This window comes from Pseudomonas sp. Os17, from assembly GCF_001547895.1.
In the GTDB taxonomy this organism is placed as follows: Bacteria; Pseudomonadota; Gammaproteobacteria; order Pseudomonadales; family Pseudomonadaceae; genus Aquipseudomonas.
On sequence record NZ_AP014627.1, the window covers coordinates 703,904 to 717,538 of the forward strand.

The 13,635-nt window shown below is 65.9% G+C and carries 15 protein-coding genes; all 15 read right to left on the bottom strand.

What is annotated here, in order from left to right:
* Positions 1-52 precede the first annotated feature (52 nt).
* Complete coding sequence (ureC, locus tag POS17_RS03095) at positions 53-1,753, bottom strand: urease subunit alpha (protein WP_060837307.1); 1,701 nt, start codon at positions 1,751-1,753, stop codon at positions 53-55.
* 123 nt (positions 1,754-1,876) lie between these two features.
* Positions 1,877-2,182 carry an urease subunit beta gene (locus POS17_RS03100; RefSeq protein WP_060837308.1) on the bottom strand — a complete coding sequence of 102 codons (306 nt, stop codon included), beginning with the start codon at positions 2,180-2,182 and terminating at the stop codon, positions 1,877-1,879.
* Positions 2,179-2,712 (bottom strand): GNAT family N-acetyltransferase, encoded by a 534-nt coding sequence (locus POS17_RS03105; protein WP_060837309.1) that lies wholly within the window; start codon positions 2,710-2,712, stop codon positions 2,179-2,181. Before POS17_RS03105 ends, POS17_RS03100 begins: the two co-directional genes overlap by 4 nt.
* Positions 2,713-2,719: 7 nt before the next feature.
* Positions 2,720-3,253, bottom strand: coding sequence for a GNAT family N-acetyltransferase (locus tag POS17_RS03110; RefSeq protein ID WP_060837310.1), 534 nt, complete (start codon positions 3,251-3,253; stop codon positions 2,720-2,722).
* 9 nt (positions 3,254-3,262) lie between these two features.
* Positions 3,263-3,565, bottom strand: a complete 303-nt coding sequence (locus POS17_RS03115; RefSeq protein WP_060837311.1) for an urease subunit gamma — start codon at positions 3,563-3,565, stop codon at positions 3,263-3,265.
* 43 nt (positions 3,566-3,608) lie between these two features.
* On the bottom strand, positions 3,609-4,448 hold the full coding sequence (locus POS17_RS03120; protein ID WP_060837312.1) for an urease accessory protein UreD: 840 nt from the start codon (positions 4,446-4,448) through the stop codon (positions 3,609-3,611).
* A 30-nt stretch (positions 4,449-4,478) separates the two neighbouring features.
* Entirely contained in the window at positions 4,479-5,177 is a 699-nt protein-coding gene (gene urtE, locus POS17_RS03125; RefSeq protein WP_060837313.1) for an urea ABC transporter ATP-binding subunit UrtE, read from the bottom strand.
* 116 nt (positions 5,178-5,293) lie between these two features.
* Entirely contained in the window at positions 5,294-6,154 is an 861-nt protein-coding gene (gene urtD, locus POS17_RS03130) for an urea ABC transporter ATP-binding protein UrtD (protein WP_060837314.1), read from the bottom strand.
* Complete coding sequence (urtC, locus tag POS17_RS03135) at positions 6,151-7,230, bottom strand: urea ABC transporter permease subunit UrtC (RefSeq protein WP_060837315.1); 1,080 nt, start codon at positions 7,228-7,230, stop codon at positions 6,151-6,153. Before urtC ends, urtD begins: the two co-directional genes overlap by 4 nt.
* Entirely contained in the window at positions 7,230-8,732 is a 1,503-nt protein-coding gene (urtB, locus tag POS17_RS03140; RefSeq protein ID WP_060841869.1) for an urea ABC transporter permease subunit UrtB, read from the bottom strand. Before urtB ends, urtC begins: the two co-directional genes overlap by 1 nt.
* Before the next feature lie 153 nt (positions 8,733-8,885).
* A complete protein-coding gene (urtA, locus tag POS17_RS03145) occupies positions 8,886-10,151 on the bottom strand; it encodes an urea ABC transporter substrate-binding protein (RefSeq protein WP_060837316.1) in 1,266 nt (421 codons plus the stop codon).
* Positions 10,152-10,429: 278 nt separating this feature from the next.
* The gene (locus tag POS17_RS03150; protein WP_060837317.1) at positions 10,430-10,729 is read right to left on the bottom strand and encodes a hypothetical protein; all 300 of its coding nucleotides are present in this window, start codon (positions 10,727-10,729) and stop codon (positions 10,430-10,432) included.
* 143 nt (positions 10,730-10,872) lie between these two features.
* On the bottom strand, positions 10,873-11,883 hold the full coding sequence (locus POS17_RS03155; protein WP_060837318.1) for a FecCD family ABC transporter permease: 1,011 nt from the start codon (positions 11,881-11,883) through the stop codon (positions 10,873-10,875).
* Positions 11,880-12,839: an ABC transporter substrate-binding protein gene (locus POS17_RS03160; protein WP_060837319.1), complete on the bottom strand. Its 960-nt coding sequence runs from the start codon at positions 12,837-12,839 to the stop codon at positions 11,880-11,882. The genes POS17_RS03155 and POS17_RS03160 overlap by 4 nt, the downstream gene beginning before the upstream one ends.
* Complete coding sequence (locus POS17_RS03165; protein ID WP_060837320.1) at positions 12,836-13,624, bottom strand: ABC transporter ATP-binding protein; 789 nt, start codon at positions 13,622-13,624, stop codon at positions 12,836-12,838. The genes POS17_RS03160 and POS17_RS03165 overlap by 4 nt, the downstream gene beginning before the upstream one ends.
* Positions 13,625-13,635: the final 11 nt, after the last annotated feature.

Consider the following 13,635-nt stretch of genomic DNA (forward strand, 5'->3'; position numbering starts at 1 on the left):
AGCGCCATATCCGCCGGTTCAACACCGTCCCTGCCCAGCGGCTGGATGGGTTTCAGAACAGGAAATAGCGCTGGGCCATGGGCAGCACATCCGCCGGTTCACACCACAGCAGCACACCGTCGGCCTTGACCTGATAGGTCTGCGGGTCGACTTCGATGTTCGGCAGGTAGTCGTTATGGATCAGGTCGCTCTTTTGCACCGTGCGGCAGCCCTTGACCACGGCGATGCGTTTTTTCAGGCCCAATTGTTCCGGCACTCCGGCGTCCAGCGCCGCCTGGCTGATGAAGGTCAGGCTGGTGGCGTGGCGGCTGCCGCCGTAACTGGCGAACATCGGCCGGTAATGCACCGGCTGCGGGGTCGGGATCGAGGCGTTGGCATCGCCCATCAGGCTCGCGGCAATCGCTCCGCCCTTGAGGATCAGGGTCGGCTTGACCCCGAAAAAGGCCGGGCGCCAGAGCACCAGGTCGGCCCACTTGCCGACTTCGATGGAGCCCACTTCATGGCTGATGCCATGGGTGATCGCCGGGTTGATGGTGTACTTGGCGATGTAGCGCTTGACCCGGAAGTTGCTGTTGCCGGGGCCGTCGCCCGGCAGCGGGCCGCGCTGGCGGTGCATCTTGTCGGCGGTCTGCCAGGTGCGGGTCACCACTTCGCCGACCCGGCCCATGGCCTGGCTGTCGGAGCTGATCATCGAGAACGCCCCCAGGTCGTGGAGGATGTCCTCGGCGGCGATGGTCTCGCGGCGGATGCGGCTTTCGGCGAAGGCCACGTCCTCGGCGATGCTCGGGTCCAGGTGATGGCAGACCATGAGCATGTCCAGGTGCTCGTCGATGGTGTTGCGGGTGAAGGGCCGGGTCGGGTTGGTGGAGCTGGGCAGCACATTGGAAAAACCGCAGGCCTTGATGATGTCCGGAGCGTGGCCGCCGCCGGCGCCTTCGGTGTGGTAGGTGTGGATGGTCCGCCCCTTGAAGGCGCCCAGGGTGGTTTCGACGAAGCCGGACTCGTTGAGGGTGTCGGTGTGGATCGCCACCTGCACGTCGTACTGGTCGGCCACGCTCAGGCAGTTGTCGATGCTGGCCGGGGTGCTGCCCCAGTCCTCGTGCAGCTTGAGGCCGATGGCCCCGGCCTTGACCTGTTCGATCAAGGGCTCCGGCAGGCTGGCGTTGCCCTTGCCGGTAAAGCCGATGTTCATCGGGAAGGCGTCCGCGGCCTGGAGCATGCGCGCCATGTGCCAAGGCCCGGAGGTGCAGGTGGTGGCGTTGGTCCCGGTGGCCGGCCCGGTGCCGCCGCCGATCATGGTGGTGACGCCGCTCATCAGCGCTTCTTCGATCTGCTGCGGGCAGATGAAGTGGATGTGGGTGTCGATGCCGCCGGCGGTGAGGATCATGCCTTCCCCGGCGATCACTTCGGTGCTGGCGCCGATGGCGATGGTCACGTCGGGCTGGATATCCGGGTTGCCGGCCTTGCCGATGGCGGCGATGCGCCCGTCCTTGAGGCCGACGTCGGCCTTGACGATGCCCCAGTGATCGATGATCAGGGCGTTGGTGATCAGGGTGTCCACCACATCGCACGCCAGCAGCTGGCTCTGGCCCATGCCATCGCGGATCACCTTGCCGCCACCGAACTTCACTTCTTCACCGTAGGTGGTGAAGTCCTTCTCCACTTCGATCCACAGCTCGGTGTCGGCCAGCCGTACCTTGTCGCCCACGGTGGGGCCGAACATGTCGGCGTAGGCCTCACGGGAAATGCGCATTCCTCGTTCCTCGGAAATGAGCGGCAAGCTTCAAGCTGCCAGCTGCAAGAAAATTCAAAAGACATCCATAGCGCTTCAGGCCGCTGTTGCTTGGCGCTTGAAGCTTGTCACTGGGAGCTGTGTTCAGAGGTCGCCCATGATGCGTCCGGCAAAGCCGAACACCCGGCGCTTGCCGGCCAGCTCCACCAGTTCCACTTCGCGGGTCTGCCCCGGTTCGAAGCGCACCGCGGTGCCGGCGGCGATGTTCAAGCGCATGCCGCGGCTGGCGGCGCGGTCGAAGGTCAGGGCGTCGTTGGTTTCGAAAAAGTGATAGTGCGAGCCGACCTGGATCGGCCGGTCGCCGCTGTTGGACACCTTCAGGCTCAAGGTGCGGCGCCCGACGTTGAGTTCGATCTCGCCGGGCTGGATCTGGTATTGGCCAGGAATCATAGCGGTTGTCCCAGGGTCTTGAAGTAGATGGCGGTAGGGGTGTAGGTGCCGTCCGGGCTCTGGCAGTAGTTGGGCAGTTCGCCGACCCGGGTGTAACCCAGGGCGCGGTAGAACGCTTCCGCCGCCGAGCCGGCCTCGGTGTCCAGGTACAGCAGCCCGCGCCGGTGCTGGCGGGCAGCCTGCTCCAGGGCATTGATCAACTGCTGGCCCAGGCCGCGACGCCGGGCGTTGTGCAGCACCATGAGCTTTTGCACTTCGGCGCGGTTGCGCCCGTTGGCCTTCATGCACAGCGCCAACTGCACGCTGGCCAGGACCCTCTCGTCATGCACCACCACCCACAGCAGCAGGCTGCCGTCCTCGACCCCGGCCTGCACGCTGCTGAGGTAGGCCCGGGCCTGACTGTCGTCCAGGTCGGCCATGAAACCGACGGACGCGCCGTGCTGCACCGAGTCCAGCAGCAGGTCGATCAATCCCTGGCGGTAATGGGCAAAGCTTTCTCCATGGACTCGGCGCAGTTGGGCGGCGTTCATCGAGAGGTCACTCCTGGTGAGGGGCGGGCGGTTGTGCCCCGGGGTTGAGAGTCAGTTGCATGAAGGTCAGGTCCAGCCAGCGCCCGAACTTGGTGCCCACCTGGGGCATCTGCCCGGTACTGATGAAACCGAGGCGCTCATGCAGACGGATCGAGGCGGTGTTGCCGCTCTCGATGGCGGCCACCATCACGTGCTTGTCACAGCCACGGGCGCGTTCCAGCAGCACCGCCATCAGTTGTGGACCCAGGCCGTTGCCGCGCTGGTCGCGGCGCACGTAGACCGAGTGTTCCACGGTGTGGCGAAAGCCGTCGAAGGGCCGCCAGTCGCCGAAGGAAGCGTAGCCGAGCACCTGCTCCTCGGCGTTGACCACCACCAGGATCGGATAGCCCTGGCTCTGGCGCGCGCTGAACCAGGCCTGACGGTTGCCCAGGTCGACCGGGGCGTCGTTCCAGATCGCCGTGGTATTGAGCACGGCGTCGTTGTAGATGTCGCGGATCGCCGGCAGGTCGGCGTGCAGCGCATCACGGATGCGATAGGTCATGACGCGGCCTCAGGCGATGGGTTGGTGGACGGTGACCAGCTTGGTGCCGTCGGGGAAGGTGGCCTCCACCTGAATCTCCGGGATCATCTCCGGTATGCCTTCCATCACCTGTTCGCGGCTGAGCAGGGTGGTGCCGTAGTGCATCAGATCGGCCACGCTCTGGCCGTCCCGGGCACCTTCGAGCAGCGCGGCGGAAATATAGGCCATGGCTTCCGGGTAGTTGAGCTTGAGGCCGCGGGCCAGTCGCCGTTCGGCCACTAGGCCGGCGGTGAAGATCAGCAGCTTGTCTTTTTCGCGTGGGGTCAGGTCCATCGTGATCGATCCGTCGTTGGGCAGTTTGAAAAGGGCAGGTGTTTCATGTGTTCCAGATCCTCGGCGGCACCGCCTCGCGGCCCAGCAGGACCGGGCGCAGCAGGCGCCACAGGTCGATCAGCCAGGCACGGGCCAGCAGGGCCTCGCTGGCCAGGCAGCGGGCCACCAGCAGCCCCGGCAGCTGGCTCAGGTCGCCGCGTACCGGGTGCTGCAGAGCACGGCAGCGCTCCAGCAGTTGGCTGTCGATGTCGCCGGTCACCAGCAGGGTGGCGAACACCGGCTGGCCGTCCAGGCCGATGGGCGAATCCAGCAGGCCGTCGCCGCCGCTGAGGCGCTGGCGCTCATGCCACAGCGGCCGGCCGTCGCGACGGATATCCAGGTGGGCCTGGAAGTGTCCGTGCTCGAAGCGCTCGGCACTGGCCGGGCGGCCGAGGGCGACGATGTCCCAGTAGAACAGCCGGGCATCGCCTTGCAGGTCGATCCGGGTCGTCAGTTCGGCCTGGGCGGCGCTGAAGACAATAGTTTCCTGGGGCAGCCACTCCAGGGTCGCCCCCGGCGCCACCTGCAGGTCCAGGGTCTGACCGGCCGGGCTGTTGGCGCGATACCACTTGGCGGCGCCGGGGCTGGTCAACTGGGCCCAGGCGTCGCGCTCGACCCGGGCACTGATGGCCAGCCGGTCGCCGCCGGCGATGCCGCCGGGCGGGTGCACGATGATGTGCTGGCACACCTCGGGGCCTTCGGCGTACAGGTGCTTCTGCACCCGCAGCGGGCCCAGGTGGCGGCGCAGGACCGGGCGCGTGCTGGCGCCGAAACGGGCGTAGGCCAGCTCCAGTTCGGCGTGCCAGCTGGGGGTGAACAGGGCGGTGGCGGCAGGTGAGTTCATGCTGGGTCGTTATCGTTAGGAGGCTACAGATTAGATCGTAACCAGGCCGCGTACACCGTCGGCCTGCATATTTTCACCGCGGCCCTGCTGGATGATTTCCCCCCGGGACATCACCAGGTACTGGTCGGCCAGTTCGGCGGCAAAGTCGTAGAACTGCTCCACCAGCACAATCGCCATGTCGCCCCGGGCCGCGAGTTGCTTGATCACCGCGCCGATTTCCTTGATCACCGAGGGCTGGATGCCTTCGGTGGGCTCGTCGAGGATCAGCAGCCGGGGCCGACTGGCCAGGGCCCGGCCGATGGCCAGCTGTTGCTGCTGGCCGCCGGAGAGGTCGCCGCCGCGGCGCTGCTTCATCTGCAACAGCACCGGGAACAGTTCGTAGATGAAGGCCGGGACTTCCTTGGCCTGGGAGCCGGGGAAGCGGGACAGGCCCATCAGCAGGTTTTCTTCCACGGTCAGGCGAGCAAAGATCTCCCGCCCCTGGGGCACGTAGCCGATGCCGGCCTGGACCCGTTGGTGGGGCTTGTAGCCCGTGATGGCCCGGCCCTCCCAGTTGACCGCGCCTTCCCTGGCCGGCAGCAGGCCCATCAGGCATTTGAGCAGGGTGGTCTTGCCCACGCCGTTGCGCCCGAGCAAGCAGGTCACTTCGCCGATCCGGGCCTCGAAGCTCAGGCCCCGGAGGATGTGGCTACCGCCGTAGTACTGGTGAAGCTGTTGGACCTCTAGCATCGGAACTCCGTCAGTAGATTCAAGCTGCAAGACTCAAGCTGCAAGTCAGGGCAGGATGGTTGTACGGCTTTGCTCTTTACTTGCCGCTTGAAGCTTGCGGCTTGTCGCTGGCCGATTCATCGGCCCAGGTAAACCTCAATCACGCGCTCATCGGCCTGCACCTGTTCCAGCGATCCTTCGGCCAGCACGCTGCCCTGGTGCAGCACGGTGACGTGGTCGGCAATCGAGCCGACAAAGCCCATGTCGTGCTCCACCACCATCAGCGAGTGCTTGCCGGCCAGGGTCTTGAACAGCTCGGCGGTGAACTCGGTCTCGGCATCGGTCATGCCCGCCACCGGTTCGTCCAGCAACAGCAGTTGCGGGTCCTGCATCAGCAGCATGCCGATCTCCAGGAACTGCTTCTGGCCGTGGGACAACAGGCCAGCCTGGCGCTGGGCCGAAGGGCTCAGGCGAATGGTCTCCAGCACCTGGGCGATGCGGTCCTGCTGTTCGCCGCTCAGGCGCGCGCCGAGGCTGGCCCACACCGACTTGTCGGTCTTCTGCGCCAGCTCCAGGTTCTCGAACACGCTCAGGGCCTCGAACACCGTGGGTTTCTGGAACTTGCGGCCGATCCCGGCCTGGGCGATCTGCACTTCGCTCATCCGGGTCAGGTCCAGGGTTTCGCCGAACCAGGCCTTGCCCCGGGTCGGCCGGGTCTTGCCGGTGATCACGTCCATCAGGGTGGTCTTGCCCGCGCCGTTGGGGCCGATGATGCAGCGCAGTTCGCCGACGCCGATGTACAGGTTGAGGTCGTTGAGGGCCTTGAAGCCATCGAAGCTGACGCTGATGTCCTCCAGGGTCAGGATGGTGCCGTGACGGGTGTTCAGGCCCCTGCCGGCGGCCTGGCCGAGGCCGATGGCGTCGCGGCTGCTGCCCGAGTCCTTGTTGGGTTCGAGTATGGGTTCGAGCATGAAGTCCGCCGTGGCCGTGACTCTCATTGTTCACCTCGTTTCTTCAGCAGGCCGATCACGCCCTTGGGCAGGTACAGGGTCACCACGATGAACAGGGCGCCGAGGAAGAACAGCCAGTACTCGGGGAAGGCCACGGTGAACCAGCTCTTCATGCCGTTGACCAGCCCGGCGCCCAGCAGCGGGCCGACCAGGGTGCCGCGTCCGCCCAGGGCTACCCACACGGCAGCCTCGATGGAGTTGGTGGGGGACATCTCGCTGGGGTTGATGATGCCCACCTGGGGCACGTACAAGGCGCCGGCCAGGCCGCAGAGCACCGCGCTCAGGACCCAGACGAACAGCTTGAAGCCGCGCGGGTCGTAGCCGCAGAACATCAGGCGGTTCTCGGCATCGCGCAGGGCGGTCAGCACCCGGCCGAACTTGCTCCGGGCCAGGCGCCAGCCCAGGTACAGGCTGGCCACCAGCAGCAGCACCGTGGCCAGGAACAGCACCGCCCGGGTGCCCGGCTCGGTGATGCCGAAGCCCAGGATGCTGCGGAAGTTGGTGAAGCCGTTGTTGCCGCCAAAGCCGGTCTCGTTGCGAAAGAACAGCAGCATCCCGGCGAAGGTCAGGGCCTGGGTCATGATCGAGAAGTACACGCCCTTGATCCGCGAGCGGAAGGCGAAGAAACCGAACACCAGGGCCAATAGACCCGGCGCCAGCACCACCAGGCACAGGGCCCAGAGGAAGTGGCTGGTGCCGGTCCAGTACCAGGGCAGTTCGCTCCACGAAAGGAAGGTCATGAACGCTGGCAGGCCGTCTCCGGCGGCCTGGCGCATCAGGTACATGCCCATGGCGTAGCCGCCCAGGGCGAAGAACAGACCGTGGCCCAGGGACAGCAGCCCGGCATAGCCCCAGACCAGGTCCAGGGCCAGGGCGACGATGGCGTAGCAGAGGATCTTGCCCACCAGGGTCAGGGTGTAGGCCGAGACGTGCAGCGGGTGGTCCGCCGCCAGCAGCGACAACAGCGGCAACGCCAGCAACACCAGGAGCAGCAGGGCGCCGACGCTGAGGGTGAGCTTGGGCCCGGCTTTCTGGCTGGCGGTAATGAGCATTGGTTGGTTCATCAGTCGATCACCCGTCCTTTCAGTGCAAAGAGTCCCTGGGGACGTTTCTGGATGAACAGAATGATCAGCGCGAGGATCAGGATCTTGCCCAGCACGGCGCCGATCTGCGGTTCGAGGATCTTGTTGGCGATCCCCAGGCCGAAGGCCGCCAGCACGCTGCCGGCCAACTGGCCGACGCCGCCGAGCACCACCACCAGGAACGAGTCGATGATGTAGCTCTGGCCCAGGTCCGGGCCGACGTTGCCGATCTGGCTCAGGGCCACGCCGCCCAGGCCGGCGATCCCCGAGCCGAGGCCGAAGGCGAGCATGTCCACCCGTCCGGTGGGCACGCCGCAGCAGGCGGCCATGTTGCGGTTCTGGGTCACCGCGCGCACGTTCAGGCCCAGGCGGGTCTTGTTCAACAGCAGCCAGGTGAGCACGACGACAAACAGGGCGAAGGCGATGATCACGATGCGGTTGTAGGGCAGTACCAGGTTGGGCAGGACCTGGATGCCGCCCGACAGCCAGGCCGGGTTGGCCACCTCGACGTTCTGCGCGCCGAACAGCAGGCGCACCAGTTGGATCAGCATCAGGCTGATGCCCCAGGTGGCCAGCAGGGTTTCCAGCGGGCGGCCGTAGAGGTGGCGGATCACCGTGCGCTCCAGGGCCATGCCGATGGCGGCGGTGACAAAAAATGCCACCGGCAAGGCCAGCAACGGGTAGAACTCGATGGCCTGCGGAGCAAAACGCTGGAACAGCCACTGCACCACGTAGGTGGAGTAGGCGCCGAGCATCAGCATCTCGCCGTGGGCCATGTTGATCACCCCCAGCAGGCCGAAGGTAATGGCCAGCCCCAGGGCCGCCAGCAGCAGGATCGAACCCAGGGACAAGCCGCTGAAGGCCTGGCCGAGGACCTCACCCAGCAGCAGCTTGCGCTTGACCTGGGCCAGGCTGGTTTCGGCGGCGGTGCGCACGTTGGCATCGGCCTCGACCCCGGGTTGCAGCAGGCCTTCGAGACGGGTGCGGGCCAGCGGGTCGCCGGTTTCCCCCAGCAGGCGCACGGCGGCCAGGCGCACTGCCGGATCGCCGTCCACCAGTTGCAGGTTGGCCAGGGCCAGGCTCAGGGCGGCGTGCACGCCGGGGTCCTGCTCGGCGGCGAGCCGGGCATCGAGGAATTTCGATTGCGCCGGCTTGGCGCTTTTCTGCAGCTGCCGGGCGGCGTCGAGCCGGGTGCTGGCCTCGGTGGCAAGCAACTGGTGGCTGGCCAGGGCGCTGTCGATCAGGCCCCGCAGGCGGTTGTTCAGGCGCAGGGTTTTGCTTTCACCGGCGATGCTCAGTTGACCCTGCTGCAGGGCCTTGAGCAGTTCCAGGCGCGCCGGATCGGGCTGCGCGGCCCAGGTTTCCAGCAGTTGCGCCTGTTGGTTGGAATTGGCCGCGACAAAATCTTCGGCTTCACCGGCATGGGCTGCGATGGGCAGCAGCAACAGGCAGGCGAGGAGCAAACGGTAGAGGGCAGTGGGCATGGCGATGTCCTTGAAAACACCCGGGTAACCCATAGGAGCGAGCTTGCTCGCGATCCGCGCAGCGGCCAGCCGAGCGGTTTTCGTTGCAGGTCCTGCGGACCTCATCGCGAGCAAGCTCGCTCCTACAGGGAAGGCGTCAGGCCTGGGGCTGGATCAGTTGCTCTTGACCGCGTAGTCCGGCTTCTTGTCGTTGCCCGGAATGAACGGGCTCCAGGGCTGGGCACGGATCGGCCCTTCGGTCTGCCACACCACATTGAACTGACCGTCCGGCTGGATCTCGCCGATCATCACCGGCTTGTGCAGGTGGTGGTTGGTCTTGTCCATGGTCAGGGTGTAGCCCGAGGGGGCGGCGAAGGTCTGCCCGGCCAGCGCCTCACGAACCTTGTCGACATCGGTGGACTTGGCTTTCTCCACCGCCTGGGCCCACATGTGGATGCCGACGTAGGTGGCTTCCATCGGGTCGTTGGTCACCGCCTTGTCCGCTCCCGGCAGGTTCTTGGCCTTGGCGTAGGCCTTCCAGGCAGCGACGAACTTCTGGTTCACCGGGTTATCCACCGACTCGAAGTAGTTCCACGCTGCGAGGTTGCCCACCAGCGGCTTGGTGTCGATGCCGCGCAGTTCTTCCTCGCCCACCGAGAACGCCACCACCGGCACGTCGGTGGCCTTCAGGCCCTGGTTGGCCAGCTCCTTGTAGAAGGGCACGTTGGAGTCGCCGTTGACCGTGGAGATCACCGCGGTCTTGCCGCCAGCGGAGAACTTCTTGATGTTGGCGACGATGGTTTGATAGTCGCTGTGACCGAACGGGGTGTAGACCTCTTCGATGTCCTTGTCGGCCACGCCCTTGGAGTGCAGGAACGAACGCAAAATCTTGTTGGTGGTGCGCGGGTAGACGTAGTCGGTGCCCAGCAGGAAGAAGCGCTTGGCGCTGCCGCCGTCTTCGCTCATCAGGTATTCCACGGCCGGGATCGCCTGCTGGTTCGGCGCGGCGCCGGTGTAGAAGACGTTGGGCGACATTTCTTCGCCTTCGTACTGCACCGGGTAGAACAGCAGGCCGTTGAGTTCCTCGAACACCGGCAGCACCGATTTGCGCGACACCGAAGTCCAGCAGCCGAACACCACCGCCACCTTGTCCTGGGTCAGCAGCTGGCGGCCCTTCTCGGCGAACAGCGGCCAGTTGGACGCCGGGTCCACCACCACCGGTTCCAGCAGCTTGCCGTTGACCCCGCCCTTGGCGTTGATCTCGTCGATGGTCATCAGCGCCATGTCTTTGAGCGAGGTTTCAGAGATCGCCATGGTCCCCGACAGGGAGTGCAGGATACCGACCTTGATGGTCTCGGCGGCCTGGACGGTCCAGGTCATGCCCATCGCGGCAATGCTTGCCGAGAGAGTGAAAGCCTTGAGCAAACTACGACGCTTCATTGTGCGATCTCCATGAACTTTTGATTTTTTTCAGGCGGCAGATGCGGACTTCACAGGCTCGGTGAACACCTCGGTACTCGCCGAGGTGTTCACCGAGTCGGTGCTGAAGGGGTGTTTTGCAAGGGATGTGCCGAGTCGCCGCAGGGCATGAAAACGTCGCTTCAGGCGCTGGGGCAGGGCGGTCGATGCCCCAAGAGGAGGCCTGGATCAGAGGATGGTGCGCAGGGATGCGTCATTGTGGTGCTGCCGCAGAGCGGCAGCCTTGGTCAGCGAGGGCTTCAGTTCACCCCAGGGAAGGAGTCGACGTATTTGATGGTGAAGTCGGGAAAGGAGTCGACGATCTGGATCTTGTAATCGGGATAGCTGTTGACGATCTTCCACTTGCCCGGCGAGTCGGCAAAGGAGTTGACCTGCTTGACCTTCAGGTCGGGAAAGGAGTTCACCACCTTGACCTTGTAGTCGGGGAAGCTGTTGACGATCTGGATGTTGCCGTAGATTTTCGAGACGTCGACCGAGGTGCCGGCCTGGGCGCCAAGGGCGGTGCCGAGCAGCACGGCCAAGAGTGCGGTTCTGAACATGAGACTCATCCTGAGAGATCCAAGCGCGCGATCTTAAAGCAAGGGCGACGATTGTAGGAGCTGGCTGGCCAGCGAAGAGGCCCTCGAACCTGGCACAAGGCTCAGGGGCGTCTTCGCCGGCCAGCCGGCTCCCGCTGAGTGGATCAGCGGCGGCGCATCAGGCCGATGAAGAACAGCCCGCCAATGGCCGCCGTGGCCACGCCGATCGGCAGGTCCTCGGGGGCGATCAGGGTGCGGGCGGCGACGTCGACCCAGACCAGGAACAGGCTGCCCAGCAGCACGCACACCGGCAGCAAGCGGCGATGTTCGGCGCCCACCAGGCGCCGGGCGATGTGCGGCACCATCAGCCCGACAAAACCGATGGAGCCGCTGATGGACACCAGCACTCCGGTCATCAGCGAGGCGATCAGGAACACCTTCAGGCGCACGTTGCGCGCATTCAGGCCCAGGGTCACGGCGGTCTGCTCGCCGGCCATCAGGGCATTCAGCGGCCGCGCCATGCCCAGCAGCAAACCCAGCCCCAGCAGCACACTGGCCGCGGGAACCGCCAGCAGTTCCCAGCGCGCCAGACCCAGGCCGCCGAGCATCCAGAACATCACCGCCGAGCTGGCCCGGTGATCGCCCATGAACAGCAGCAGGTTGGCCACCGCCATCATCACGAAGGACACCGCCACCCCGCACAGCAGCAGGCGGTCGCTGTCCAGGCGGCCGTTGCGGGCGGCGATCCCCAGGACCAGGGCCATGCTCAGCAGGGCGCCGACAAAGGCCGCCAGGGGCAAGGTCAGGAGGCCGATGACCTGCCCCAGGTGCAGCACCACGATCACCGCGCCCAGGGTGGCGCCGGAGGTCACCCCCAGCAGGTGCGGGTCGGCCAGGGGGTTGCGGGTCACGGCCTGCAGCACCGCGCCGATCAGGGCCAGCCCGGCGCCGACCAGAGCGCCGAGCAGCATGCGCGGCACGCGGATCAGCCAGACGATATGCTCCTGGCCCGGGCTCCAGTCCACCGTGCCCAGGCCCAGGGCCTTGTGCAGGAGAATCCGCCCGACCACCTCCGCCGGCACCCGCGCCGGGCCAAACCCCAGGGACAGCACACAGGACGCCAGCAGCAGGGCGCCCAGGCTCAGCAACAGCCAGGCATAGCGACCCTTGATCATTGGCCGTGGAAACCCTTGGCCAGGGTTTCAACCGCCAGCACGTTGTCGATCCCCGGGGTGGCCTGCACATAGGGGATGACGATGAAACGCTGGTTCTTGATCGCGTCGACCCCTTGCAGGGCCTGGTTGTTCAGCAGGAACTGCTGCTTCTGCTCGGCGGTGACTTCGCTGTAGTCGACGATGACGATCACCTGCGGGTTGCGTTCGACCACGGTTTCCCAGTTGACCCGGGTCCAGCTGGCCTCGACGTCGTCGAGAATGTTGCGCCCGCCGGCCGCATCGATCAGGGCCTGGGGCATGCCCAGGCGGCCCGAGGTCATGGCCCGGTCTTCGCCGCTGTCGTAGAGGAACACCCGGGGCTTGTCCTTGGGCAGGTCCTTCTGTACCTCGGCGACCTGCTCCTGCATCTGCGCGATCAGCGCGTTGGCCCGGTCCTGCACGTCGAAGATCCGGCCCAGGTTGCGCAGGTCGTTGTAGGTGTCGTCGAGGCTGGCCGCCGGGCGCTTCATCACGAAGGCGCAGGACTCGGTCAGTTCATAGACGTTGATCCCCAGCGGTGCCAGGGTCTGCGGCGTGAGGTCGCCGCCGATGCGCATGCCGTAGTCCCAGCCGGCGAAGAAAAAGTCGACGTTGGCGTTGAGCAGGGTTTCCACCGACGGGTACTTGGCCGCCAGCTCCGGCAGACCGTCGAGCAGGGTGCTCATTTGCGGGGTCACGGCCTTCCAGCCACTGACGCCGCTGTAGCCCACCATGCGCGGCTTGAGCCCGAGGGCGAGCATCATCTGGGTCATGTTGATGTCGTGGCTGAGGGCGTGTCGCGGCGCCTGCTTGAAGGTCACTTGGCGGTCGCAGCTGTTGATCGTCAGCGGGTAGTGGGTGGCTGCGGCGAAGGCCTGGGCGGTGCCCAGTGACAGGGCCAGAAACAGGCTGCGGTGGAGCAGGGAGCGCAAGGTCATGGTTGAGTGATCCAGGTGATTCGTGGGTAGCCGGACAGGGGATGGGCGTCGATCAGGGCCTCGACCCCGAAGACATTACGCAACAGCTCGACCGTCAGTACCTCGGCGGGGGATCCGCTGGCGACGATGCGCCCGTGATCGAGGACGTACAGCCGGTCGCAGAACGCCGCGGCCAGGTTCAGGTCATGGATGCTCGCCAGGGTGCCGATGCCCAGGCGCTTGACCCGTTGCAGCAGCTCCAGCTGGTAGCGCGGGTCGAGGTGATTGGTCGGTTCATCGAGGATCAGCAACTGCGGTCGCTGAGCCAGGGCCCGGGCCAGGATCACCCGCTGTTTCTCGCCCCCCGACAAGGTGGCGAACGCATGGTCCTCGAAGCCCAGCAGGCCCACCGATTCCAGGGCCTCGCGGGCGATGCGCCGGTCTTGTTCGGTGTCGCCGTCGAACAGGCCCTTGTGCGGCGTGCGGCCCATGGCGACCACTTCTTCCACGGTCAGGCCGAAGGCGTCGGGGAACTCCTGGAGCACCACGGCAATGCGCTGCGCGCACCAGCGCGGCGACTGCTTCCAGACGTTGTGGTGGGCCAGTTGCACCTCGCCCTGCTGCGGCTTGCTGAAGCGGTAGGCGCAGCGCAGCAGGCTGGTCTTGCCGCTGCCGTTGGGGCCGATCAGGCCGACGAATTCGCCGGCCGCCACCTGCAGGCTGGCCTCACGCAGTTGGAACTGGTGATGGCAGTGGCCCTGGCCCAGGGGTGTCCAGGCCAGGTTGGTGAGGTTCAGCGAGGTCATGCGGTGTCCGT

Coding starts and splice junctions, on each gene's coding strand:
- ureC (WP_060837307.1), bottom strand. CDS start 1,753: ATGCGCATTTCCCGTGAGGCCTACGCCGACATGTTCGGCCCCACCGTG.
- POS17_RS03100 (WP_060837308.1), bottom strand. CDS start 2,182: ATGATTCCTGGCCAATACCAGATCCAGCCCGGCGAGATCGAACTCAAC.
- POS17_RS03105 (WP_060837309.1), bottom strand. CDS start 2,712: ATGAACGCCGCCCAACTGCGCCGAGTCCATGGAGAAAGCTTTGCCCAT.
- POS17_RS03110 (WP_060837310.1), bottom strand. CDS start 3,253: ATGACCTATCGCATCCGTGATGCGCTGCACGCCGACCTGCCGGCGATC.
- POS17_RS03115 (WP_060837311.1), bottom strand. CDS start 3,565: ATGGACCTGACCCCACGCGAAAAAGACAAGCTGCTGATCTTCACCGCC.
- POS17_RS03120 (WP_060837312.1), bottom strand. CDS start 4,448: ATGAACTCACCTGCCGCCACCGCCCTGTTCACCCCCAGCTGGCACGCC.
- urtE (WP_060837313.1), bottom strand. CDS start 5,177: ATGCTAGAGGTCCAACAGCTTCACCAGTACTACGGCGGTAGCCACATC.
- urtD (WP_060837314.1), bottom strand. CDS start 6,154: ATGAGAGTCACGGCCACGGCGGACTTCATGCTCGAACCCATACTCGAA.
- urtC (WP_060837315.1), bottom strand. CDS start 7,230: ATGAACCAACCAATGCTCATTACCGCCAGCCAGAAAGCCGGGCCCAAG.
- urtB (WP_060841869.1), bottom strand. CDS start 8,732: ATGCCCACTGCCCTCTACCGTTTGCTCCTCGCCTGCCTGTTGCTGCTG.
- urtA (WP_060837316.1), bottom strand. CDS start 10,151: ATGAAGCGTCGTAGTTTGCTCAAGGCTTTCACTCTCTCGGCAAGCATT.
- POS17_RS03150 (WP_060837317.1), bottom strand. CDS start 10,729: ATGTTCAGAACCGCACTCTTGGCCGTGCTGCTCGGCACCGCCCTTGGC.
- POS17_RS03155 (WP_060837318.1), bottom strand. CDS start 11,883: ATGATCAAGGGTCGCTATGCCTGGCTGTTGCTGAGCCTGGGCGCCCTG.
- POS17_RS03160 (WP_060837319.1), bottom strand. CDS start 12,839: ATGACCTTGCGCTCCCTGCTCCACCGCAGCCTGTTTCTGGCCCTGTCA.
- POS17_RS03165 (WP_060837320.1), bottom strand. CDS start 13,624: ATGACCTCGCTGAACCTCACCAACCTGGCCTGGACACCCCTGGGCCAG.